Below are 26,523 nucleotides of genomic sequence, written 5' to 3'. Positions count from 1 at the left end.
GCCGGGGCCCTGTCAGGTCGGTGGGGGTGTGGTGTCGGGCTCTTGTTTGATGGGTGGGAAATTCTTCTCCGCGTCTTTCGCGCTGGAGTAGAAAGGGCCGTAGTCGGCGATGACGATACGATGGGGATTGATAGTGAGGTCGAACAGGTTGTTCATACCGAATAGGAACATGATTTCTTGTCGGCGGATTCTGTTGTTTTTGTCGGGGACCCTGACGGTGAATTGCAGGTACACGGAGTTGGTGCGGTAAATGTCGGGTTCTATGGTGCCGGGTTTGAGTGCGGTGTTGGCGAAAGCAATGGAGTTTGCGAAGCCTTCGGCGCTCATGAAAATGTCGCGCTTGCGATGTCGTGGAGGCACAAGTCGCCGACCGCGAGACCGACGGCTATCGGCGAGAGGGCGGGAGGTTTCGACGTTCATCGTATAGGATGGGTACAGCCGGTAGGTTTGTTTCCAGACTGCTTCTCGTTGCTGATCTTCGAATACGGCGCCGAGGTACGGGCCGAGCATTTCCATGAGGAACCGCCGCACGAAGGCGTCGTCCAGGACCAATCCCAACCTGCCTTCGAGTTTGTCGTGTCCGCGTTCGTGATCCTTCAGGTGGTCTTTGGTCATGGGAAGGACTTTGACTCGCGGGTTTTCCAATGATTCGCCGAGGACCAGTCGGCGCACCTCCGCTGCGACCATCTGATCGAGCAGGGGCCACAGGCGCTCCCACTCCTCGTCCGGTACGCGGGGTAGCCGGGGGTCTTCCGGGTTGTTGGCGATGTTCTTCAAGGTCTGTTTGCCCGAGTCCATGCTGGCGGTGATGCGGTCGGCGTTGGCGCGGACGACGGGGTGCACCTGGCCGTTCTCGTCGGCGAAGGGCGCATAGACCCGTCCGCGCGGGTCGTCATCGTCACGCCAGGGAAAGGCGTCGTCCATTCCCGGGACTGGTTGGACGCTGTCTGTGATCTCTCGCATCAGCACAACGTCTTGTTCGGCTGACACTTCCTCGGGCGTGGCCCAGATAATCTCGGTCCGTACCTTATCGAGGTGACGCCGCTCTAGTGGTGTGGTGCGCGGTTCCGGGTCCGGTTGGTCGGGGTCGGGCCCCGACCCGAGGGTGGCCGTCAGTTGGGGAGGCGACGGGGTCTGCGCTGCCGGCTGCCCCTGACCGACCTGCGCCTGCCACGCCGGGGGGTCGACCGGCGCGGACGTCGCAGGGAAAGCCCCGGCGCCCTGTCGACCGTCATGGACCGCGGCGGCGTTGTAGTGGTTGACGATGGTCGGAGTGTGCGGGTCGGCCGCGACGTGGTACAGGTCGACCGGCCGGCCGGCGGCCGGACCGTACTCGTCGCTCATCATCGGTGGCGCCCCCCACCCGGATTCCCGCCAGATGGTGACCCGGCTGCCGGTGGCGTAGGCCAGCAGGGGGGGTAGAAACTCCCCGACCGGGGCGCCCCACTGCTGTTTCCAGTTGTCCACCGCCGCTCGGACCACGTCCAACTCGTCGGGGTCGAGCTGACGGTCGGACTCGCTCAACACGACGACCAAGAAGTCACGGGCCGTGCCGGGTTCCAGGACGTCCACCGGGAAGCCCTGGCCGTGCTGCGTGAGGAAGTCCAGTTGCCGCTGCGGTGCGTCCGTCGGCTCGCCGAGGCCCAGCGGCCCGCCGGACAGCATCGCCGCGGCACGCACCGCCTGGTACCGGTGCGCGATCACGGCCGCAGGCAGCATGCCGGCTTCGGTGACGTAAGGGCTGTCAAGGTAACGCAACCAATCCAGCACCTGCTGGTGGTCGTTCAGGGCCGCCACCTGCCGCACACGCTCTTCGCGGAAGTTGATCCGCTGCCTGGTCACATCGGTGGGCAACCGCCCGGCGTTGCTGTCCAGGTACCCCCGGACGTGGCCCTGCAACAGCGCGCTCACCCGCGCGAGCGGGGACTCCCGGGGCACCTCCGACCCGACCAGCCCCACCACGCTGGTACGCACCCGACCGGGATCGGACAGGAACTGGACCAAGTCCACGGAAAGGTGCGGGTACAGCACGTCACGCACCCAGATCGGATCGGTGGCGATGAAGGCGTACAGCACGCAGTACCCGTCAGCCGGCACCGGCAACATCGGATCCGGGCCGGCCACCGACGCGACGGCCGGCCGCTGGACAGACACCAACGACGACCTGTCCACCGCCACATCCCAGAACGCGTTGGCTGGTCTCTGCGTAGCGCCAGCCTGCCCGGCCGCCGCCTGCGGCCAACCCTCCAGCGGCTGCGGCTGCGGCGCGGGGGCGGCCATCGGAGTCCGCACTGCCGGTTGCCCCCGGTCGACCTGCGCGCTCGCCACCCCTGGCCGCTGCTGGCCCTGCGACGGAATCCCGACCACCGGACGGGCCCACGACCCGGCGACCGGTGGGATCGCGTCGTCCGTGTTGGAGCCGGGGACAGCTACCGCGTCGTCCTGCGCCGCCCGGTATGCCACGCCCACGGATCCGGTTGACGCGGGTGCCACCGCCGCGGCGTTGTCGCTGGACCCACCGGTCAGCAGCGGCGGGTCCCCCGCCGTCCCCCCGCCCGCATTCACGGTCCGCCTCTTGTATTTTTTCCGCAGCCTGACCAGGTCGTTCTCGGTGGGGGCCACGTTCAGCCACCGCCAGAACGGGCCGCCCTCCCAGCCCTCTAGGCTCTCGACCTCGATCCGCGCGGCCGGCTCACCCTCAGGCGACCCGTCCGTACGACCCAACCAGACCGTCGCCTCCCGGCCCGCATTGGCCGTACCCGCACCGAAAACCCCCCTCTTGCCGTTCAGCTTGAACGGCACCTCCCCGTCCCGGCCGAGATTGATCGTTATGGTGTACCCGCCGGTCAGCTGCGGCAGCTTCCCCTCCGTCCACTCGCCCGCATGCACGCCCCGGGGCTCGTAGGTCCGCAGCGTCTCCAGGTCGGCCGGGGTGCGGACCACTGACAGCCACTGCCAGAACGGGCCGCCGTGCCGGTCGTCCAGGCCCTCGACCTCGATGAACGCGGCCGGCTCACCCTCATGCGGCCCGGGCGGGAGGGGACCGAACCTGATCGTCATCTCCCGGCCCCCAGCCGCACTGAAAATTGGCCTCTTGCCGTCCACTTTGAACGGCAGCCGCCCTTCCGGGCCGAGCTTGACCGTTTTGGTGTCCCAGCCGGTCACCGGCGGCGGGTCCTCATCCCTCCAGAAGTCCCCATACACAGTCCTGGGCTCGTAGTCCTTCAGCCTGCCCAGGTCCTCTTGGGTGGGGGCCGGGTCCAGCCACCGCCGGAAGGGGCCGCCCTCCCCGTCGTCCAGGCTCCCGACCTCGACCAACGCGGCCGGCTCACCCTCATGCGGCCCGGGCGGGAGGTAACCGAACCAGACCGTCGCCTTCCGATACTCCACACCGACATACTGCCTCTTGCCGCCCACCTCGACCGGCAGCCGCCCGCTCGAGAGCTCGAACGTTTTGCTGTACCCGCCGGTCAGCTGCGGCGGGTCCCACGGGTCCCCCGGCGTCCACGCCTGCCAGGGCCCTACGGGCGCCAGCCGGGGCCCGTAGGACCCCGGCCGGCGCCGGGGCCCGTAGGACCTCAGGCTGGCGAGGTCGTCTTCGGTGGGCACCACGTCCAGCCACCGCCAGAACGGGCCACCCTTCCCGCCCTTCAGGCTCTCGACCTTGACCCACGCGGCCGGCTTACCCGCATGCGGCCCGTCCGTGCGGTAACCGAGCGCGAGCGTCACCTCCTCGTGCGCAAAGTCCCTACCGATAGACAGCCTCTTGCCGCCCACACTGAACTTCAGCCGCCCTCGCCCATCGAACTTGACGGATGCCACCGCCGGGTTGGGGCTGGACCCGCCGGTCAGCTGCGGAGGGTTCCCCTCCGTCCAGTTCGGCCCGGGCTCATAGGTCTCCAGCCTCCTCAGGTCGGCTTCGGTGGGCACCGGGTGCAACCACCGCCAGAACGGGCCACTCTCTCGGCGCTTTAGCCTCTCGACCTTGAGCCACGCGGCCGGCTCACCGTCATGCGACTTACCGAGCCAGAGCGTCGCCTCCTGGCCCCCGGCGCGCCTACCGAAAGACACCCTTTCGCCGTTCAGGCTGAATCTCGCTTGCCAGTCGAGCCAGACCTTTTTGATGTGCCCGTCGGTTGGCTGCGGCGGGTCCCCCTGCGTCCACTCGCCCGGCAAAGGGCGCGGCCGATCGGGCCCACGTTGCTCGGCCTCGGGCTTCAGCTTCTCCAGGTCCTTCTCGGTAGGCACCACGGCCAGCCACTTCCAGAACGGGCCGCCGGGCCGGTCATCCAGGCTCTCGACCTCGATCAACGCGACCAGCTCACGCTCATCCGGCCGGTCCGTGTCGAAACCGACCCGGAGCCTCGCTCTTCTGTTCTTAGCGGCCGGACCGAGGCGCGGCCTCTTGTCGTTCAGACCGGACGTCAGCCGCCCGGCATCGCTGAGCCTGACCCATTTATCGTACCCGTCCAGCGGCGGCAGGGGTTCCGTCCTCCACCCGTCCGCACCCACGGTCCGGGGCTCGTAGTTCCGCAGCCTGCCCAGGTCCTTCTCGGTGGGGGCCGGGTCGAGCCACTGCCAGTACGAGTTGCTGTCCCACTCTCCCTCGATCATGATCAACGCGGCCGGTTTACGCGCATGCGGCCCGTCCGCGCGGTAACCGAGCACGAGCGTCGCATTCCTGTTCGTAAGCTCCACACCGAAAGACGGACTCTTGCCGTCCACCTCGACCGGCAGCCGCCCCATTGGGCCGAGCGTGACCGTTATGGTGTACCCGTCGGTCAGCTGCGACGGGTCCCCCGCCGTCGACTCGTCCGCCACCTCAGCGGGGAGTCCTGCCCGATCACCTGTATCCCGGACCATCGGCTCGGAGCCGAACTGACCGGAGTCGGACCCGCTGTGCGCTGCCGCCGGCCCCCAGCCCGCATGCCGGTGCGGGAGCCCCCGACCGGCGCCGACACCCTGATCGTGCCTGACGGTCTCGCTGCCGGACACCGCGAAATTGATCCCGAACGCCTCCGAGACCAGGTGCGGCAAGACATGCGTCAGGCCGGGCACAGAGCTCCCCCTGGAATCCAACGCCTGCTGCAGCCTCTCCAAGGAGAGATCAGGCAAACCGTGACGCTTCCGGAAATCCGTACGCTGGACGATCAGGCCAAGCTGGGCGGCCAGATAGTGGCGGACATCATCAATCCCCGCCGTCGGCAGACCGAGCGTCTCCGCCACCTGGCCCCCCGCGCTTTCCAGCACCTGCTGGAAGACGTCATCCCACGCCGGGGAGATCACGATCTCGGGCGGGACCGGGGCCATCGTCACCGGCGGTGGCCCCGGCGTCCGCGGTTCGGCGTCCACCTCCATCGCAACAACCCGTCCGGCGCCGATCGGTGGCTCACCACCGCCGGGATTCAACGGCGCGTCAGAAACCCCCGACCCGTAACCGGGGAATCCTGGTGGCACGGCGTGACCATCTCTCCAAACCTGCTGCACGGAGGCCGGCCCCTGCGCCGCACTGGCCGCGCCCTGCGGCCGTTCCGCAGGACCGGAGCTGCCCACCACACCCGCGTAATGAGGCTTGAGGATGTCCACGATGTCCTGCAGATCTTCGTTGGACAAACGCCAGTCAGCACCATGCCGGTGTTGGCCCATCAGCGACGAATCTTTCCTGTCAAGCACACCCGCCCCGTGCACCACCTCATGCACGTACACCCCAGGCTCTTCACCCGCCGCCCAATGGCGCTGGTCAGTCACGCTACCCGGAGCACCGACCATGACCTCCTGATGAGCCAGCTCGGGTTTGGCCACGAACTCCACTTCCCACCACAGCCGCTTTTCGACCTCCGGCAACGTCGGCTCGCTCTCGTTCAACGCGGCAACACCCGCCAGAGTGGCCTCCTGCACCTGCTGCACCGCAGCGTCCGAGCCCTGCACATACAGCCGCCGCTGAATGACCCACTTCTCATCCCCCGGAATCAGCGCGAACCGCACCGCGACCAACTCACCAAACAGCCGCCCCGACCCACCCATGCCATCGAACGGATTCACACCACGCCTCCGCCGCCACAGCTCCGCGTCAATCTCGATCGCCCTCGCCGAGCCCGGCGAAGCCGGCTGCGACAGCCGCCCGGTCTCCGGCCCGACGACGTCGGCGTCCGTTGTCCGGCCCGCCGCCCCGCGATGAAGCGCGCTGCTCTGAGTCGGCGCCAGGATCGCCTCAGATGCGGGCTGGCCCGACACCACGACGGAAGCCGGCCCAGCACCATCACCGACAGTTGACCCCCCGGAAGTCGCCGCGCTGGCCCCGCCCCGCACGGCACTGTCGCCCAGCAGTCCGAGCTGGCGAGCCCTGGTCACGGCCTCCTGCCGAGAGCCTACGCCCAGCGAATTTCGCAGCCTGCGCACGATTTTGGCTACCATAGGTTCGCTTCGGGGCGCCATCAGCGTCGTGATTTGCTTATTGGTCAGGCCCGCCGCCAGGTGGACCAATACTTGGAACTCTTCCGTCGATAGTGTCCCCGGTGCCGACTGGTCCGGTCCCACGACAGGAGCCCCAGCACCAGCACCGACAGTTGATCCCTCGGAAACCGCCGCATCCGACGCGTCGATCCCACCCATGCCCGCGGCATCCGGCTGTGACCCGCCCGCGGTCGCACTCAACGCTAGGCGCACCTTCTTCTTGCTGATGAGGCCGCCGGACAGCGTGGCGATGTCGCCGTACAGCTTGTCCAGCGTACCGGAGCGGTCGCGGGCGACGAACTTGTCCCTCATCATTCGGGCCCACACGTCTATCAAGTACAACGTCTGCTCGTTCAGGACGCCGCGACCTTTCTTCAGGGAAATCCCCGCCGGAAGATTCTCCTTCTCCAGGAACTCACGGAGGTTGCTTGGGCCGCCCTCGCGGCGCTCGAAGTCGACCATCTTCTTCAACAGATCCCCCTGGTCCTCGGTCAACTGGACAGGACCCGGCTGCGACCCACCCCCGTCCACCTGCGGCATCTTTCCCCACAAACGCCAGACCGAAGCCAGGGGGATAAGGCCACCGGACCAACGAGCCACCGAAGAGACGAGGTAGGGGTGGTCGTCGGGGTCACGCTGACCATTCAGCGACCTGGCCCAGTCGTCCACCCACTCCCTCAGCGTCTCCTTAGCCGGCTTCCCCTCGTTGGGCAGGTCAACTCCGGCTGGGAGGTTCCTGCCCGCCAACCACGCACGGAGATTGGGACCGTTGTTGACGGGCCGGAAGCCAACCACGTCCTGCCGAGTAATGGTGGCGGGAATGTGGCGCAGCCCTTCCGCCGCGGACTCCACGGCAGTGGTCCGATAACCGGCGGCGTGAGCCAGCCCGCCCCCGGTACGCGGGCGCTTCTCGTGTGGCCCCGCCGGCCATTCCGGCGCGGCTGGGCGTTTGCTGCTACCGGTCGTCTCCCACTGCGTCTTGAACCCGTCGAACCACTCGTTCGACAGGTTCGTGTCGATGAGCCGGTAGGCGTTTCCGGACCGGTCGGCCAACGGCGCCTTGACGGCGGCGAAGATGCTCGTGACGACGGTCGACTCCGCCCGCCGGAGAAATCGGCCGACCCGCAGGGTGACCTCTGTCCCAGGGGAAAGATCCACCTCCTGCCCGTCCAGCGTCCGGCCCGGGTTGTCACCGCCGAGCGTGAGCGGCAGCGGGTCGGGCGTGCGCCTGTCCGGCTGCATGACGAGATCGATGGATACTTCGTCGAGGAGCGCCCCTGGCTCGGCTGATTCCCACAGCGCCATCGAGCGCAGCCGCTCGATGTCGTGGGCGGTGGGGGCCGGCGAGGACAGTTCCAGGTACAGGGGCGCTGCGGTGCCGTTCCTTCCGGCCGGTGCTTCCAGGACCGCCAGGGGGCGACTATCCATGCCGTACCCGAGCCGGAAACGCGCCTCCTTCAGTTCGGCGGCGATGACCGGCGGAAGTCCGTCGGCCACCTCGACCGGTGGGATCGTGACTCTCTGGTCGCCGAAGGTGATGTCAAATATTCCGCTTTCGCTCACCGGCGCTGTGATGTGGTAGAGAGTGCCGAACGTCCACCGGTCGACGGTCTCCCACACCGGGCCGGCTGCCGTGCTCCACAGTTCGGCCAGCTCGCTGTCGGTCAACCTGCGGGCGATCTCCTTGTAGACGAACCTCTCGGTGCCGTCGGGCGCGGTGTACGGGATTCTGGCGATGCCGACACCTTCGCCGTCAGCAATCCCGAAATCGACAGCGACCCTGTCGCCCGGGATGGTGACTCGATCGACATATCCGAGGAGCATGTCGTCGCCGTCACGCCGGGCGCGAAGAGACAGAAGAGATGGCCGACCCGGGGTGTCCTCGGCGCGGCCGGGGACGGTGAACGGGTCCTGCAGGTTCCAACGGTTCTCGTCTTCCCACGTGCTCTTTTCGCGGAGGGCGTCGACGTATCGGCGGTGTTCTTCGAGTACGTCGGCGTGCCTGCGGGGGGAGCTGGGGCGTTGACGGATGGCCGCGAGGTTCCGGTGGAATGTGTCCCGCAGGAGCGGCCAGTGGCGGATCGCCGTGTTCTGTTCCGCCGTGTCGACTTCGGTTTTCAGCAGGTCGAGCGCCTCGTCGAACACGACATCCAGTCGGCGCAGTTCGGTATAGGCTGCCGGCGACGGGAAACCCTCGGCGATGCGGGCATCGTGTGGGTCACGGGCCTGGCCGAGGTGGTAGGCGCCGTCCAACCAGACGACTGGTTGCGGAATCTCACCGTCACCGGACGGCGGACCGATGACGTACGGGGCACCGAACGGGTGGTGGATCTCAATCGGCAGACCCAACCCCCAGGCCACGATGTGGGGAACCACGTGCACGACGTCGGGGTAGCCGGGCTGGCGGTGTACGAGTTTGTTGAGCAGGTGCTGGTGCAGGGTCTCCCGTCGCTGCTCGGACATGTTCTCCGGATACGGGAGAAGTGCCCTGAACGTCGACTCCTCGCCCTTGCGGAGGTCGGCGTCCAGGTGGCGGGCCACCAGCGCGCCCAGTTCAGCCACGGTGGTGACGCCCGCCTGCGCCAACCGCTCCCCATGGGCTTTCAACACCGTCCCGTAGAAGACGTCGAGCGGCCCCGCGTCGCCCTCCGCGCGATCGATGTGGAAAACCGCATCAGCCCACTGCTCGAATGCCGCCAACTCCCTGCCGGTTTCCCGGGCCGACAACTGCGCGATCGCCGAGTCGACTTTCCGCCGCCGGTCCGCCGCCGCCTTATCCCACACAACTTCCAGATCCGCCGCAGTGAGCCTGGTAGGGAATTCCCTGTAGGCGAACCTTTCGCTTCCGTCGGTCGCGGTGTACGGGATCCTGGCAACAGCGAACCCCTCTTCGCTGTCCATCCCGAAATCGACAGCGATCCGGTCGCCCGCGATGGAGACGTTGTTGAGTCTCTGGAGACGAAGGCGCTTGCCGCCCAGTTCGACCGAAACCGTCGTTTGCTGGCCGTCGGAGCTGACGTTGAGGTACTGGGTGAACCAACCCCCTTGGGGCCTTGGGTCCGCGTCTTCCCAGCTGCTGGGCCGGAGGATGTTCGAGAGGTACCGACGACTTTCCGCCAGGATGTCGGCCTGCTGTTGGGGCGATTCGGGGCGGACTTCGGCGGCCGAGATCCCGGCGACGTCGGTTCCACGGATGACCGCGAGCTTACGCTGGAATGCTTCCCGCAGGGCGGGCCAGTGTCTGGTGCCCGGATGAGGGTTCCGTTCCGCCTCGCTGATTCGCTCCAGCAGCAGACCGTGCGCCTGGTCGAACAGTCGATCCAGTCGCTGCTTCTCGTCGTCCGATGTTGACGTCTGCTCGGGACCCCTGGCGATGCTGGCGGCGATGTCGGCATCCCCTCGAACAGAAGGCCGGCCGAGGTAGTAGGCGCCCTTGTAGGAGACGATCGGCAGCTTGTTGGCCCCGGACTCCGGGCCGATGTTTTTCGGGACGCCGAACGGTTGGTAGATGCGCATCGGCTGGGACATCGTCCGGGCCAGGATATGGACAACCACATGCGCGACGTCGTGATCACCGCTTTGGCTGTTCGCGATTTTGTCGATCCAGTTCTGGTGCAGCTCCTCTCGTCGCTGCTCGGACATGACCTCCGGATACGGAAGCAACTTCCTGAACTCCGACGCGTCACCCAGACGGAGGTCCGCGGCCAGGCTGCTGGCCATCCACCCGTGCAGTTCCTTGCGTTCGATCTTCAACTCCTCGAACCGCTGTCTGAAGGTCCGGAACATCGAGTCGTAGAAGTTTTCCGGCTTCGCTCCACCCTCCGTGAGATCGATGCCGAACACCTCGCGCGTCCACCGCACGAAATTCTGCTCGTCGCGGTTGCCCGCGGCCGACAACTGTTCGATCGCCGAGGCCGCTTCCTGCCGCCAGTTCTTCGCTGCATCGTCGGATCCCCCGGCCGGCATCGCCGCAACCGACCCCGGGTTTCTCAGCGCCTCGGTGATCTCGCGTTTCAGGTCGTCGAAGCGCTCGTTGTCCACACCCGTGTCAAAGAGCCGGTAGACGACTCCGGACCCGTCGACCAACGGCGCACCGACCACGACGGGAACGCTGCCGGCGACATCCGCCCCGACCTGCTCCTGCTCCGGCCACTTCCCTACCGACAGGGTGACCGACGTCCCCGGAGACAGATCCACCTCCGCCCCGGCCAACGTCCTGCCCGGACCACGACGGCCGACCTCGATGGACAGCGGACCGGCCGCAGCGCGAGTCGGCAATGGCCCACGGCCGCTCCGCGCCCCCGGCTGCAACACGACATCGAAAGACACTTGCTCGGAAAGAACCCACCGATTCTCCGGTTCCCACAGCGCCTTCTTGCGCAGCCGCTTGATGTCGTCCACGACGAGGACGGGCTTGTCCGTTTCCAGGTAAAGGGGCAGTCCTTTGACGTTCTTCTCGGCCGGCGCTTCCACGATCGCAGTGGGTCGACCCTCCTCGGAATACCCGAGCAGAAGACGACCGTTCAGCTCGGCGGGGAGGACAGGCGGAAGTCCGCCGACCACCGGGACCTGCGGGACCACGAACGATCTGGCGCTGTTATTGCCGCTGCGGTCGCCGAAGAGACCGGCCAACCTTTTGCCCTCACGTAGAGGCAACGTGACCTGGTAGTAGTCGCTCGACAGCGGCCGGTGGTGAAGGTCCCACACGCGGCCGGCTGCTTTCTCCCGCAAGTCGAACAGGTTACGGTCACTGAGATCGTGCGGGAATCTCCGGTAGAAGATCCTGTCGGTGCCGTTGGTCGCGTCGGTGTACCGGAATTCCGCAAAACCGACGCCTTCTTCGCCGGTCACCCCGAAATGAACAGGAACCCGATCGCCCAGTATGGCCAGTCGGTCGACATTGAGGAGAACCTTCTCGACGCCGCCCGGCCACACGCGCAACTGCGACTTCCCCTTTGCTACCTGAAGGACACTGAGCTCGAGCGTAAAGTGGCCACCGAAATCCGTCGTCTTTTCCTCCCAGAGGTGCTCCGCACCGAGGCCCTTGAGGTGTCGGCCGTATTCGGCGAGTTCCCGCGCCTTCTTACTGTGAGGAAAGTCGTGGTCTTTACGGATGGCCGCGAGGTACCGGCCGTATTCGGCGAGTTCCCGCGCCTTCTTGCTGTAAGGAGAGTCGTGGTCTTTACGGATGGCCGCGAGTCGACGTTGGAAGGTTTCCCGCAGGATGGGCCAGTGCTTGGAGCTGGTCGGATAGGGGCTGTTCTCCACCCCCTCGATCCCCTTCCGCAGCAGAACGCGTGTTTCGTCGAACAGTTGATTGAGTTGCTGCTGCCGGTCTTCGGATATCACTGCCCAAGGGAAGCCATCAGCGATACGGCCAGCGCGTTCGACATCGGCTGGGTCAGGTAACTGACCGAGGTAGTAAGCGCCCTTGTAGAAGGCGACCGGATACGGGATGACACCATCATCGGGCGTCGGGCCGATGTCGTACGGGGCACCGAATGGATGGTGGATCCGCATCGACTGGGACAACATCGAAGCGATGATGTGCGGAACCACATGCGCAACGTCGTAATCGCGGCTCTGATTGTTCGCGATCTTATTGATCCATTGCCGGTGCAGGTCCTCCCGTCGCTGCTCGGACATGACCTCCGGATAGGGAAGCAACTTGCTGAACTTCGACTCGCCACCCCGACGGAGGTCAGCGGCCAACTCGCGGGCCGCCCACGCGCGCAGTCCAGAACTGCTGCGCTCGACCCCCGCGTTCATCAACTGCTTCCCGAAGCGAAGCACCACCGCGTCGTAGAAGCCGTTCGGCTTCGAAGAGTGATTCGCGAGATCGACCCCGAGCACCCCGCGCGTCCACTCCACGAACTCCGCCGCAACATCGCGGACTCCATCCGCCTCACCACGGGTTCCCACAGCCGACAACTGCGCGATCGCCGAAGCCACCGTCCGCTTCCGCTTCTGCCGGGTACCGCCGAACCCACCGACCGCAGGCACCCCACTCGACCCCGGGTCCGGCCCGATTGGTCCGGGGTTCTCCGGCAGAGTCCCGAAATCAAACGCCGAATCTAGCTCTGCCAGCAACCGCAAGCTCTCGTCCAGGTCAACATCCGCCAACCAGCCGGTGTCAGACTCCGCTGCCGGCGAATCCACCCCCGCCAGCGGAGCCGGGGGGTCGACCGGGTCCGCACCCCCCGGCGTCCCACCGTCCTCGGACGTCGGTGAATCAACCCCTGCCAGCAGGTCCGACTCGACCTGTTCGGCTTCCGCGAGCCGATCGACGTCAGACACCGCTGCCGGCGAATCCGCCCCCACCAGCGGATCCCAAAAGTCGAACGGGCCGAATTCCGTCCCCCAATCGCCAGACAACCCCGCTACCGGATCCCAGGGGTTGTTCAGGTCGACACCCGTCAGCCAATCGACGCCAGACTCCGACGCCGGCGAGTCCACCCCCGCCAGCGGATCCGCAGGGTCGACCGGGTCGGCAGCCTTTGGGGTCTCCCCGTCCATGTCGGACGTCGGTGAATCCCCTCCTGCCAGCAGGTCCGACTCGACCGGTTCGACACCCCCCGGCTCCCAGTCCACAGGGTTCGCCGGTGTGTTCAGATCCAGGGCGTTCAGATCCTGGAATTCCGGATCAAAAAACGCCGGGCCGGTGCCAGCCGCGTCGCCAGTCTCCTCCGGCAGAAACGGCTGCCAGGGGGAGTCGGCCGGCTCGGGGGAGGTGGTGTCTGCCTGCATGGCTTGGGACGGGCCGCGGGGTGGGGTGGTGGAGGCGAGCAGGATGGCGTTGGGGTCGATGCTGGTCGTGGTGGTGGGCTGCGGGTGTGCGGTGGTGCGGTCGGGAAGGAGGTTGGTGATGGTGGTGGGTCGTCCGGTGTTGTCGAACGCGGCGAGTCGGGTGCTCGATGCGAACAGGTGCCGCAACCACGGGTCGCGTACCGGATCGGATGGTTCGGGTCGGTCCTGGGCGCCGGGCACCAGGCCGTCGCGCACCTTGATCGTCGGTGGTCCGGATGGTTGTGGTTGGCTGTGGAGGGCGAACACGTGTTGTGGCTCGTTGGGTGGCGCGGCTTTGACCACGACCATCGAGCCCGGTGCCGCCCTGAGCGCGGCGAGTACGTCTTCCGGTGCGACTCCGTCGGGCCAGCCGTCGGGGTGGGCGACGCGTTCGGGTGTCGCGTCGAGGATGTCCAGGAGTTGTTCCCAGCTCGTGGTGGGTGCGAGTCGGCCGTCGGGTCCGAGGATCCGGTCGTCGGATACTGCCCGGTTGCCGAGCCGTTTGTATTCGGCTCTGAAGGCGTCGAGGGTGGCCTGGACGCACCACCACCACGGGTCGCGGCTGTTGTCGGGGGCCACCGGTGTCTGATCGATCCAGTCGGCGACCCGCCGCGCGGACTCGGCCGCCGCGGCCGGCCCGGTCGCCGCGACCGCCGGTTCCGGTGCCGCGCTGGCCGGCTCGCCGCGTCCGACCGGGTCACCACCGACCGAGCCGGCCGACGAGGACACGGCACTGAACGGATCCCTGTCCCCCTGCGCGTCGATCTCGATCGTGGGGCGGAGGTGGTTGGCGAGGGTGTGGAGGGCGGTTTGGTGGGCGGGGTGGTGGTGTTGGTGGCGAGGGTGTTGAGGGTGTCTGCCCAGTGTTTGCGTTGGTCGGGGGTGAGGTTGTGGTGGGCGTCGGTGAGCGCGGCGAGGTCGATGTTGACAGGTTGGTCGTCGAGGATGCCGGCGGTGAGGTGGAGGATGTCGGCGTCGGCGTCGGCGCCGGGTGTGGGGTCGGGGTGGTGGTAGGCGAGGTCGGCGAGGGCTTTGACGGCGGTGGGGTCTGCGAGTTCGGGGCGGGTGAGCAGGCGGGTGAGGTGTTGTTGCCGGTTGGTGGGGGCGCTGGTAGCGGGGGTGTCGGCGTGGGGGGTGTCGGCGTGGAGGTATTGATAGGCGTCGTTGATATGGCCGTATTGGGCGAGGGTGAGTAGGGCGTGGTGGGGTGCGCTGGGGGTTTCTCGGGTGTGGAGTCGCCGGTAGGTGTCGTCGGTGAGGAGGTCGTGTTGGTGGGTGTCGAGGTAGTGGTGGGATTCGGTCGGGTCGGTGATGGTCAGCCACTGGTCGAGGGTGTCGGGGGCGGGTGGTGTGGGGTGGTGGATGACGTGTGCGGGCGGGGCGCGGGCGGGGGTGGGGTGGTTGTGGTGGTGACGGTGCCGGCCCAGGAGCCGGCGGGTTTGGGTAGTGCGGGGATGAGTCCGTCGGGGGTGGTGACGTTTTGCCAGGCGCGGGCGAGGTCGGCGGCGGAGTTGGCGGTGGAGGCGGTGATCGCGGTGTGGAGGTTTTCGGTTTGTTCGGCGGTGAGGTTGTCGAGCAGTTCGTTGACGTGGCGGCGGTCGGTGCGGGCGTTGATGCCGTCGGTGAGGGCGCGCATGTCGGCGGCTGTGGTGTCGGGCAGCCGGTTGGTGAGGGTGTGCAGGGTGGGCTGCCAGTTGTGGCGGTGGTCGGTGTGCCGGGTGGAGGCGATGGCCCGGTAGGTGTCCAGCATGGTGGTGGCGGGGTCGAGGACGGCGGCCACGGCGCGCAGGACGGTGGAGTCGGTGGTGGTGTGCGGGTCCGCGTCTGGTGTGGGGCCCGGGTCGGCGGTGATGAGGTCGGCCAGTGCGCGTAGGCCGGCGGGGGTGGCCGGGTTGTCGGGGTTGACGGCGGCGACGGCTTGGGTGATCACGTGGTGGCGGGCTGCCGGGTCGGGGGATTGGAGGTATTGGTAGGCGGTGGTGTGTTGGCCGGTGCGGATGGTGTCGAGGAGGGCCCGGTGCAGCGGGGCCGTCGGGTCGGTGGAGCTGGTCCGGGTGGCGAGTTGTTCCGCGGTGGTGTCGGCCTGTAGGGCGGTGAGGTTGTCCTGGGTGAATTGTTGTGCGGCGGTCCAGTTGTCGTGGTGCAGGAGCCAGCTGGTGAGTACGTCGGGTTCGATCAGGGTGATGGCGTGGGCGTGGTCGAGGACGTCGTGGAACTGTGCGGGGGTGAGGGGGCGTTCGGTGGGGCCGGGGTGAGTGGGTCCAGGAGCCGGTAGGTGCCGTCGGTGTCGATGCGTGCGGCGGCGGCGCCGAGGGGTCGGGCGATCCACAGTCGGGTGCCGGGTCGCAGGGTGGGTGGGCGTTGGGTCAGTGGTCCGGTGGTGGTCCATCCGGGGGGCAGGGTGGGGGCGAGGAGTCGCCGGGTGCGGCCGGCTCGTGTCTGTGGGGTGTCGGTGTCGTGGCGGGGAATCGTGGGGGCGGTGGGGGCGGTGGTGGGTTCGCCGGGTAGGTGCTGGGTGATCCATTTCAGGGCGCGGTCGTCGGCGCGGTCGCGGACTTTGGGGGCGGGGTCGGTGAGTTCGCGGAGGAGGGTGGCGTGGTTGTCGGCGTCGGTGAGGACGGTTTCGGGGATGCCGAATTTCAGGGCGTTGTCTTTGGTGGTGGTGATTTCGGTCGCGCCGTACGCGGTGACGGTTACGGTTTTGTCGCCCTTGCGGACGGTGATGTCGTAGGTGACGGGGATGTAGATGAGGTAGACCTGGTTGTCTCCCCGGTTCCAGTTACGGACCTCGGTGGAGGCGGTGACGTCGGTGCGGGTGATCCCGACTTGCGCGTAGGCGCCGGTGGCGTCGATGTTGCCGCGGGTGGCACCGGAGGGGTCGGCGGGGATGCTCGCGCCGCCGGTGAGGGTGTGGGTTTTCCGTTGGATCGCCTGGTTCGCCTGCTGCATCAGGACGGTTTCGTGGTCGTATTTCTCCAGCTCGGCCTTCGAGACGGTGGAGACCTGCAGGCTCGGGTTGAGTTCCGCGCGGACGGTGATGTCGACGTTGTCGTAGGCGGCGTTTCCGGAGACCAGGGACGTGAACTGTTTCCCGTGCTCGGTCATCATCGGGCCGATGTTCTTGGCCAGTTTGTCGTTGGTGAGTTGGGTGGCGGACGGGTGGACGTGGTAGGCGTGCTGTTTGGTCAGCAGGCCGGTCGAGTCCACCGCGTCGAAGATCGCTTTGACGCCGTAGGCGCCGGCGACGCGGTCCCACATGTCCAGCGGGCGGGTGGTCAGCGGGATGTTGAGGCCGACGGGTGGCTGGTTACGCAGCCGTAGTGTTTCCAGCGGCACGGCCACCGCTTTGTTCTCCACGACCTCGCCGGAGACCGCCTCGACGCCGCGTAGCGCACCGAAGGTGCCGCCACGCTCGGACTTGATTTCCTCGATGATGTATTCGAAGACGACGTCCTGGTCGAACTGGGCGGTCTTGTTGAGTCGGGCTCCTTCCATCCGGAGGTCGTTGCCGCCCACGCCGTCGATGACGTCGTTGCGCTGGTATTTCCCGGAGGAGGCTCCCCCGCGCAGGACCACCGCGTCGGGTACGACGCCTTGACCGCCGGCGGCGACCGCGGCGGTGTAGCCGAACCCGTCTATCTCCCGGCGGGCCTTCAGGTTCGCCTCGTTGTCGCGTCGGTAGACCTTCAAACCGGTGGGGCCGTCCTGCGGGTTTTCCGCCTTCCCGATCGGCCGGGCCTCGATCAGCACGTAGAAGCGGCGGCCACCGCTTTCGATCAGCCAGCCCTTACCGCCGTCGCGCAGCTGCGCCACACTCGCTTCGGTCCAGGTGGGCAGCGATGCGACCTTGTTGGCCAGATCGTCACCGCCGAGCTGGGCCGCTTTCGCGGTCAGGTCGGCGATCAGCGGGCCGTGACCGGAGGCGCTGTCCGCGCTGGTGTGCTGCCCGATCCACATCGTGGAGAAACTGTGGTTGTCGGTCAGGCTGGCCGGAGGCAGCGGCGACATGCCCCACAACGGCGCCGACGAGTCGGCGGGCTCACCGGCGGGAACAAGACGGTACGGGTCGTCGAACTTCGCCCGGTGCCGCTGCACGTCGGTGACCCGCACGTTGACGAAAACCTCACCGGTGTGGACGACCGGGGGCCCACCCGGCACCGGGACCGTGAACTCCACCTCGGAGCGGACCCACACGAACTTGTTGTCCTGGTATCCGGCGCGATAGTTACCGAGCGTGTCCACCCGGGAGTGCTCCTGGCCGGAGCCGACGGTGAACCGGCCGGTGCCGGTGACGCCGACGGTCCACCCGTCACGGTCCGGAAGCCACCTGGCCGCCTCACTGTCGAGACCCAGCCCGCCCCTGACGATGACGTCGTTGTAGACCAGGGCCATCCTGCCCTGTTCCGCGCCGTCCTGGCCCTCCTGAACCTGCTGGTTGTACGGGAACCAGAACTTGTCGACCCGCGGCCTGCCCAGCAACCTCGTCTGCAACCCGATCGTCACCGGACCCACCGGCAACGTGCCCGCGCCGAACAACGACCGCAACACCAACGACGTGAACAACGACGGAGTGAACGCCTTCCACACATTGGCCGCCCCCACCCGGCCCGTCGCCACCAGACCAGCGGACAACTCCGCAAAACCGGTAGGGTCAGCGATCGCATAGATCTGAATACCCTCGGTGGCCAGCGCGGAAGGCGTCCGCGGCGACGGCGTGCCATCCTGCGGCGGACCGGCCACCAGCGCGGTCTCATCCGCCACCGACGGCGTGCCCTCGGGGAGGGAGACGGGCGCACCGAGCAGGGCGGTCTCGTCGGTCTCCGGCAGCGGTGGCAGCGGCGTGCCGTCGACCGGCGGCGGGTCGGCCAGGACGTCGGGTTGCAGCACGTCCGCCGAGCCCTTGACGCTGCCCCACTGCATGGGCTCGCCGTCGCCGATGAGCCCGAACAGGTGCAACCGCAGGTCAGCCCTGTACCGCGCCGCCGGCAGCTTCTGCCCGTCGGTGTCGGCGGTCAGGTAGCTGGACAGGTTCCGGCCCTGCTTCGCCGACGGGTACGTGGTCCTACGCGCCGTCGCGCCCGCAGGAACCGGATTCGGAGCCCCGGGATCCCGGCCGACGCCGTCGACGTTCGTCAGGCCACCGGTGACGTTACGCGCGTAGATGATGTCCATGTCGGTCACCGCGACCTGGATCTCGTACGGCGTCATCTCGACGAACCGGCTGCCGGTCACCTCGGCGGACAGACCGCCGAGCAGAGTCCGGCTGGGGTCTGTGGGCGCATCCGGATGCGGCAACTCGATCGTCACACCGGGCCGGCTCCCACCCGCGCCGAACAGGTCGACACGACGCGACAGCAAATTGTCGTCGGCCAACTCGTCGACCAACCGGACCCAGTTCCGGTGGGCCTGGTCCGGTTTGTTGATACCCGCGCCGGTAGGGCCCGCCACCTGCGCCAACGCCTGGAACGGGGTCTGCCCCTGCTCCCCCCGCGCGGCCGCCGGCAGGTAACCCAAATCCACCAGGCGCGGAACGACCCGGTTGTAGATCGCCCGGTTACCGTCGATCTTCTCGACGTGATCCATGCCCAGACCCGCGCCGGGACGCCACCACTGCTGGCGGCGGCGATCCTTCGCCGGTTCCACCACCCCGTCCGCGACGCGCGGCGCGGGCGCGCCCATCGCGTCCAGCAACGCGACCATCCGCTGGCTGAGGGTCCGCTTCTTCTCACTACCCGCGTCAGGCTTCGCCACCTCGGCCTGCATACGCTCGACCAGTTTCGGGTTGGCAACGAACAACCGCTGCCCATCGGCGCGGCGCAGGTGGTACACGTCCACGGCGGCCAGCAACGCGTCGGCGGAACCGCCGTCCACCACCACGTTGTCGATCCTGGACGTCACCTCACCGTTGCTGGTCGCCTCCACGTTGAGCTTCGGGGCGAAATCGAAACCGACGGCCTGCAGCAGACCACCGAGCCGCTTCGACGACGTGATCAGAGCCCGGTGATTACGGCCCGCCTCCTGGCCCCGATGCCACCGATGACGTACCCCGAACCCGAAGCGAAGACCACGGGGAATCTTGATCTGGCCGAAGAACCCGCCACCGGCCCGCCGCCCCCGATCCGCGCCGGCCATACTCCGCGCGATGTTTCCCCGAATGTCGTCGAACCGCAGCTCGTTACTCATGTCGACCTCGCTGCGCTTGACCACCGAGGTGATCTGCGCATCAGTCAACGTGAGGTTCAGACTCCGGCCGCCACGCACCTCGTTGATGCGGAACATCCGCTGAATGTCGTCGCCCGAGTACCGCAGCTTGTCCAACTTGATCGCCAGATCAGTGTTGTTCAGCTTGCCCTCCACGACCGGCCCCCAGAAGGCGAAATCGTCCGGCGACAACTGCTGACGCAACACGGTCATCACCCGCGCGACCAGATCCAACCTGGTGACCGCGAAGTCAAGCTTCTCCAGCGGAAACTCGGAACGGTCGCTGATCTGTTTGGGCACCAGATAGTCCGGGTCCACCAGATGCGGATGCGCATCCGGACCGGTGGCCGCCGGGTCCGACGGGCCGCCATTGTTCCGCAGCGTCTCGTCATGCGGCAACAACGCCTGCGCCACCAGATACGGCACCGTGTCACGGCGGACATCCCCCCCGGCGGTGGTGAACGTGAAGTCCCGCCACCTGCCGGTCGCACGGTCCTGCACCCGGGCCACCCACGCCACATCCACCTCGACCCGGCCACCGTCCTCCTTCATCCGCAGGAACTGGTACCGCGCCGGATTGTTCGACACGAACGACCGGGAACCCCACTGACGCGAGTGCAACACCTGGCCGCCGACCTCGCCCTTCACCCCCACGCCAGCCTGATAACCCCCCAACACCTCACCAAGGAACAAACTCCCGTCAAACCGAGAGCCACCCGCCTCCCGGTAAGCGAACCACCGCAACTCCGCCTTACCCGCCGCAAGAGTGCTCCCGCCCTTACCCCGCTTCACCCAGTTCCCCGCACCGCTGACCGGCTTACCCACCGGCACCGGCCACAACCGGACACCAAACGAACCATCAGCCGTCTCCAGCGCGATCCCCTCATCGAACGCCTTCCCCAACGACGACTTCAGCTTCGCCTCCACCACCCCCGCACTGAACGAACCCTTCGACGCCGGCGTGATCCGATTCAACCAACCCGCCACATCCGGCACGAACGACGAAATATCCAACACATTATGGAACGACGTGATCAACTGACTACGCTCGGCGATCTCCTGCGGCGTGTGACCCGGCAACGACGGCCGATACGACACCGCCCCCTGATGATCAGCCCGCGACTTCCAACCCGCCGTCGCCAACCCGATCAACGTGCGCTCGTAGTGCACCCTGTCCCGGGCCGCCTTGTAAGCGGCGACAGCCGCCCTGCCCCCGACCAACCGGGCCACCGAACCCGCCACACCACCGACCACCCGGACAGCCGAACCCGCCGCACCCCGACACCCCGGGCGGCAGAACCCGCCGGGCCCCCGACGGCCCGGGCGGCAGAACCCGCCGCGCCCCGACCGCGTTGGCGACCGCACCCGCCGCAGCCTCCGCCGCCCGGAAACCCGCCTCCACCTCAGCCCTCACCCGAGCCCTGACCGACGCGTCAGCCTCCACAGCCGGCGCCTCAGACTCCCGCCCCCGCCCGTCCGGCGTCGCAGACTGGTACCCGTCCGACTCCGCCAACGACACCGGCCGCGAGCCCTCCACGACCACCGGCGCAGGCGCCGACTCGGTCTTGACCGGCGCAGGCGCCGACTCGGTCTTGACCGGCGCACCGACCCCCGCGCTCGATTCCCGCCACCACCTCCGGACGGTCACCGCATCGACCAGGCCCCCCGACAACTGCGCCACCGTCACCGCGTCGTGCAGATAGCCGTCGAGGGCCACCTCATCCCGCAGCCCCTCCACCCAGGGCCGCACATATGTTTCCGCCTCCGGCCCCAGCCGCCCGTTTCCATCCCGGCGCAGAGACACCCACGACGGCAGCCGCTGACTGTTCAGGAAATCACGGAAACTGGTCGGCCCCCTACCATCGGCAGACGGCCGCCACCCCACCACCTCCGGCGACGGAGCCGCCAACATCGCCGCCAACCGCTCAATGTTCCGCGCATCCGTCCGGGTGTCATCCAGGAACTGCTGCGTCATCCACCGGTAATCAGCGAACCCGGAATCCTCCGTGAACCACCGGTTCCGATAATCCGCGAAATACTTACGGCGCACCCGCACCAATTTCTCGATCTGCCCGTCAGGAACCTTCCGACCAGAACCGGTGGTGTCCAACAACTCCCGGACCCGCGACTGCTCCCTCCGCCGTTCCGCCGGCGAATCCGCCATCCCCTCCCACTTCTCCGCCCTACGCTGGAACAGCGTCACCACCTGGCGATAACCACCATCCAACCAATGCCAACGCGCACCACCACCCGCGAACTCCGACCTACCGAACGAACGCTGAACCTGACGACGCGCCCACGCCTGGAACGCGTGCGACTGCTCCCACTTCCGCCGCGCCCCCGACTTGTCCGCCACCAACCGCAACACATCCATCGACAACGGCGCCGAATCACCAACCCCCAACTTCACCTCGACCACACGACGCAAAGCCGGCACACCCAACGGCCCCAACGGCCGCGCACCCCGGAAATCCTTCCGATACTGCCGGTGCGCCAACTGCACCACCGTGTCCAGAACCCGCGCATCATCCAAACCCGTAACCGTCAACCCCGCCTGCCGCGCCAGCCACCGCACCTCCAACACCCGCTCCGCCCACGGCACATACGACGACGGCGCCTCCCCCACCCCCACCGGACCCCGCAACCCCGACACATACTCGTCAACAAACTGGTCAGGAGTCTTCACCCCCGCCGCAGAACCCACCCCCGGACCGGCGTCCTCCCCCAACACCCTGCCAAGAGTGCGGAAACCCGCCGCCCACAACAACCCATCACGATCCACCGACCGCTTCGCCGCGTTCAACCGCCCCACATAACCGTCAAGCACCGCCACATGATCAGCGGTAACCGACTCGACCCCACCATCCACATACTCACGAACCAACGGCAAAAACGCGTCAAGACGATTCGACCCATCCCCCGACGCGACCCTGCCCACCCCCAGCTGAACCACCGTGGCCAGCCAAGAATCATCCAACAACCCAACCAGCGAACCGCCAACCCCCTCCGTCAACTCGCGGCGAAGCCCATCCACACTCGCCCGCACCGCCTCATCGAACCCACCCCCACGCCAGTGATGCACCCGCGGCGCCCACTCCGCATCACCCAACAACAGACGCAGGTTTTCCTCATACGCTGCCCGCACCTCATCACGAGCAGCCTCAAGCCCCTCCGCCCCACGACTGAGCTGAAAATCAAGAGCCGCCAACTCCGACTTCAAATCAACAAGCTCAGAAAACACCACCTCCGGCGACCGAGACGCAGACGGCGCAGGCAGCGTCACCGGCGCAGGCGAATACGGGACGGCGACCTGCTGCGGGGGTACGGCCGACTGCTCAACCGCCGCAGGGGTTTCCGGCACGAACGCGGAGACCGGGTCCGACGACCCGAAGCCCGACTCGGGCGGCCCAGCCGGCCGGTCGGACGGCTGCCAGGGGGAGTCGGCCGGCTCGGGGAAGGTGGTGTCTGCCTGCATGGCTTGGGACGGGGCGCGGGGTGGGGTGGTGGAGGCGAGCAGGATGGCGTTGGGGTCGATGCTGGTCGTGGTGGTGGGCTGCGGGTGTGCGGTGGTGCGGTCGGGAAGGAGGTTGGTGATGGTGGTGGGTCGTCCGGTGTTGTCGAACGCGGCGAGTCGGGTGCTCGATGCGAACAGGTGCCGCAACCACGGGTCGCGTACCGGATCGGATGGTTCGGGTCGGTCCTCGGCGCCGGGCACCAGGCCGTCGCGCACCTTGATCGTCGGTGGTCCGGATGGTTGTGGTTGGCTGTGGAGGGCGAACACGTGTTGTGGCTCGTTGGGTGGCGCGGCTTTGACCACGACCATCGAGCCCGGTGCCGCCCTGAGCGCGGCGAGTACGTCTTCCGGTGCGACTCCGTCGGGCCAGCCGTCGGGGTGGGCGACGCGTTCGGGTGTCGCGTCGAGGATGTCCAGGAGTTGTTCCCAGCTCGTGGTGGGTGCGAGTCGGCCGTCGGGTCCGAGGATCCGGTCGTCGGATACTGCCCGGTTGCCGAGCCGTTTGTATTCGGCTCTGAAGGCGTCGAGAGTGGCCTGGACGCACCACCACCACGGGTCGCGGCTGTTGTCGGGGCCCACCGGTGTCTGATCGATCCAGTCGGCGACCCGCCGCGCGGACTCGGCCGCCGCGGCCGGCCCGGTCGCCGCGACCGCCGGTTCCGGTGCCGCGCTGGCCGGCTCGCCGCGTCCGGCCGGGTCACCACCGACCGAGCCGCCCCACCAGGACACGGCACTGAACGGATCCCTGTCCCCGCTGTCGGGCTTGGCGGGGTCGCGACTGATCGGCTCGTCCAGTGAGGAGAGGTCACTGACCGTGAAGGTGTCGTCGGGCCTGCCATCGCGGCTGAACATGTCGTCACCGGAGACGGACAGGTCGCTGACCGTAAAGGTGTCGTCGGACCTGCCATCGCGGCTGATCGGCTCGTCCAGTGAGGAGAGGTCACTGACCGTAAAGGTGTCGTCGGGCCTGCCATCGCGGCTGAAAATGTCGCCATCGGAGACGGATAGGTCACTGACCGTAAAGGTGTCGCTGGTGTGGTCGTGGTTCGGCGTGCCGTCGGTGCGGGGGGCAACACCACCCGGCACCGTAGTACGGGCACCGGCCGCATCCGGAGTGCCCGGCGCACCCGGCGCGCTGGACGTGCCCGGCGCACCCGGCGCGCTGGGCGTGGCCGGCGCCCCGGACGTGCCCGGCACGCTGGGGGTGGCGGGCGTGGCGTTGCCGGTGGCCTGGGCGAGTACCTGGTGGTATCCGTCGACCCAGTCCCGTTGGAAGGATCCGGCGAGGGTGTCGTGGCTGGCCGGATCGACGACGCCGTACTTGCGGGCCAGGGCGGTGAACTGGGTTTCTGCCTGCCTGGTCGCTGCTACGGTGTGCTGCTCGGGAGTCACCGACACTGCCGGCGCGTCGGTACGCCAGTTTGCCGGGGCGTCCGCCGGGAACGGGATGGCGTGCGGTGCGGTGATGTCGGGAATGGTCGCGGCCGTGACACGGGCGGGCAGGTCGGTGACCGCCTGCCGGACCACGTCCGCCACGGCGCTCACCTGCGCGGCGTCGGGCCTGACCACCACAGCCGACGGCACGGCGGGCGGCACGGTCAGTGGTGCCGTCAGTGGTGCGGTCGGTAGGGGGGTGGCGCCGAGGATCGCGTCGAGGCTCCGGTCCACGTGGGCCCGCACGTCCCGCTCGACCGCGGCGCGCACGACCTCCGACGGCGGCGGCGCCCCGGGACCCCCCGGCACGCCAGCGCCCCCTGGCGGGACGACGTCCCCTGGCGGGACGACGCCGCCTGGCAGGGGGACGGTCGCCGGTGCGCCCGTGGTGAAGTACTGGTCGAGGTGGTGCTGGACGGCCAGGTGCGCGATCGAGCGCAACGCCTGCCGGTCGAACTCCCCCGGCAGCGCGGCGACAACCTGCTCCGGGCGTACCGCCGCCGGGATCTGCCCGCCCGCCGGAATCGACCCCGCGAGGGTTTCCGTGACCCGGGCCACCGCCCGGTCCCGGACACCGAACAGGAACTGGCCGGTCAGGGCGGTGGCGGGCAGACCGACCTGAGACAGGAAAACGGGCACGGCCGGATCACCCTGCCGGGCGTCGGCCCACTCGGTGAACACCCGCTCGACCGGCACGGGCAGCCCGGCCAGGAACTGCCGCGCCTGCCCCGTCCCGGCCAACAACCCGCCATAGCGGTCCGCCAGATCCTGCTGGAACCCATGCCACTGCTCCACCACCGGCCCACCCGCTGCCGCGACCCACGCCGGCACCGGCGCAGCCGGCATCGACAGGTTCGACACCGCCCACGACGGCACCGACAGATCCAGCTTCGGCGCGGGCAGGTCCAGCGCCGGCGTGGGCAGGTTCGAAGCCGGCAGCAGCGGCACGGGCGGGGGCGGCGGGGCCTGGGCGCCGGCACCCGCAGGCTTCGGGTCGTCGATGCCAGCCTGGTACCCGGTGGACGTGTCCCCACCCACCGGTGTCGGCCCCACCGGCAGGACCGGCTTACCGTCCGGCGTGAACGCGAGGTGAGGCACCTGCACCCGGGGCTGCATCACGGCGCGGCTCAAGACGAGCCCGAGCCCGCTCGCGGCCGCCCCGCCTGCCCCCGAAATCGCCCCGGACAGAAGGTCCGCACCAAGATTAGTGGGGTCCCACTTCTGATCGACGATCAAGCTGGCACCGATACCGAAGAGCCCCTCCCCGAGGGTCTCCGTCACCGGCCGCGTCAGCACATCGGTCAGCAGATGCTTGGTGGTGTCCGACACGGCGAGCTTGCCGACCGCGCCGGCGACGACGCCAGCGACCTTGCCCAACGCCGGCCCGCCCACCGTGCCGAGGAACGCCACCGCCCCCGCGTACGCCGCCTGCTTACCGACCGTCGACCAGTTCACCCCCGGCTGCAGACCGTCGGTCATCATCGACACCTCGGCCAGCAGCGCAGAACCCGGCATGAACAACATCTGCATCGCCGTGCCGCTCGCCGCCGACCGCACCAACGCCGAACGCAGGATCGCCTGAATGATCGTCCGCGTCTGGGCGATGTGCGCCGCCGCCCCCACCGGGTTCCAGAACCACATCGCCGCGGCGACAGCGAACTCGGCAATCATGAAGTTGAACATGGCCAACGCCGTACGCTTGCCGACCTCCGTCTCCACGAAGAACTTCTTCTCCGCATCGACCACGGCGAGCATCAGGTCGGCCGTCTCGGCCATCTTCTTCACAAACGGAGCGGTCTGCGCCACGAACCGGTCGAAGGCCTCACCCTCCCCCGCCTGCCGGACCGCCCTGATCGTCTGCTCCAGCAACGGACCCAGCACCGTACGCACCCGATGCTCCAGCGTTTCCAGCGTGCCGATGTCATCCCGCAACAACGGCAGCTTCGCCCGGGACATCCTCATCCCGGTGAACGCTTCCAAAGCCTGCAACCAGCTCTCGCTGAGCTCAAGGGTCGGACCGGTGGCGCCCATCGCGCAACGCTCCCTTCCTGCCCCGGATCAGCCGCGCTGACCGCCGCTCATATCCGGGACCACATCAGTGCCGGTCTCCTCCGTGGCGACCCCGACGGTGACGG

General features: G+C 67.9%; 4 protein-coding genes. 1 reads left to right on the top strand and 3 read right to left on the bottom strand.

Going from position 1 to position 26,523, the window contains the following annotated elements:
• Nucleotides 1-12: 12 nt before the first annotated feature.
• Nucleotides 13-13,968, bottom strand: coding sequence for a hypothetical protein (locus JD77_RS22520; RefSeq protein ID WP_145776062.1), 13,956 nt, complete (start codon nucleotides 13,966-13,968; stop codon nucleotides 13-15).
• A 134-nt stretch (nucleotides 13,969-14,102) separates the two neighbouring features.
• Between JD77_RS22520 and JD77_RS22515 the strand changes: the two genes are divergently transcribed.
• On the top strand, nucleotides 14,103-14,435 hold the full coding sequence (locus tag JD77_RS22515; protein ID WP_145776061.1) for a hypothetical protein: 333 nt from the start codon (nucleotides 14,103-14,105) through the stop codon (nucleotides 14,433-14,435).
• A 979-nt stretch (nucleotides 14,436-15,414) separates the two neighbouring features.
• Here JD77_RS22515 and JD77_RS22510 read toward each other — a convergent pair.
• Together JD77_RS22510 and JD77_RS22505 are read right to left on the bottom strand one after the other, a co-directional pair.
• Nucleotides 15,415-20,454 (bottom strand): hypothetical protein, encoded by a 5,040-nt coding sequence (locus JD77_RS22510; protein ID WP_145776060.1) that lies wholly within the window; start codon nucleotides 20,452-20,454, stop codon nucleotides 15,415-15,417.
• A gap of 97 nt (nucleotides 20,455-20,551) precedes the next feature.
• Nucleotides 20,552-26,419: a hypothetical protein gene (locus JD77_RS22505; RefSeq protein WP_145776059.1), complete on the bottom strand. Its 5,868-nt coding sequence runs from the start codon at nucleotides 26,417-26,419 to the stop codon at nucleotides 20,552-20,554.
• Nucleotides 26,420-26,523: the final 104 nt, after the last annotated feature.

Source organism: Micromonospora olivasterospora (genome assembly GCF_007830265.1).
In the GTDB taxonomy this organism is placed as follows: Bacteria; Actinomycetota; Actinomycetes; order Mycobacteriales; family Micromonosporaceae; genus Micromonospora; species Micromonospora olivasterospora.
This window is presented reverse-complemented; position numbering and strand designations above follow the sequence as displayed.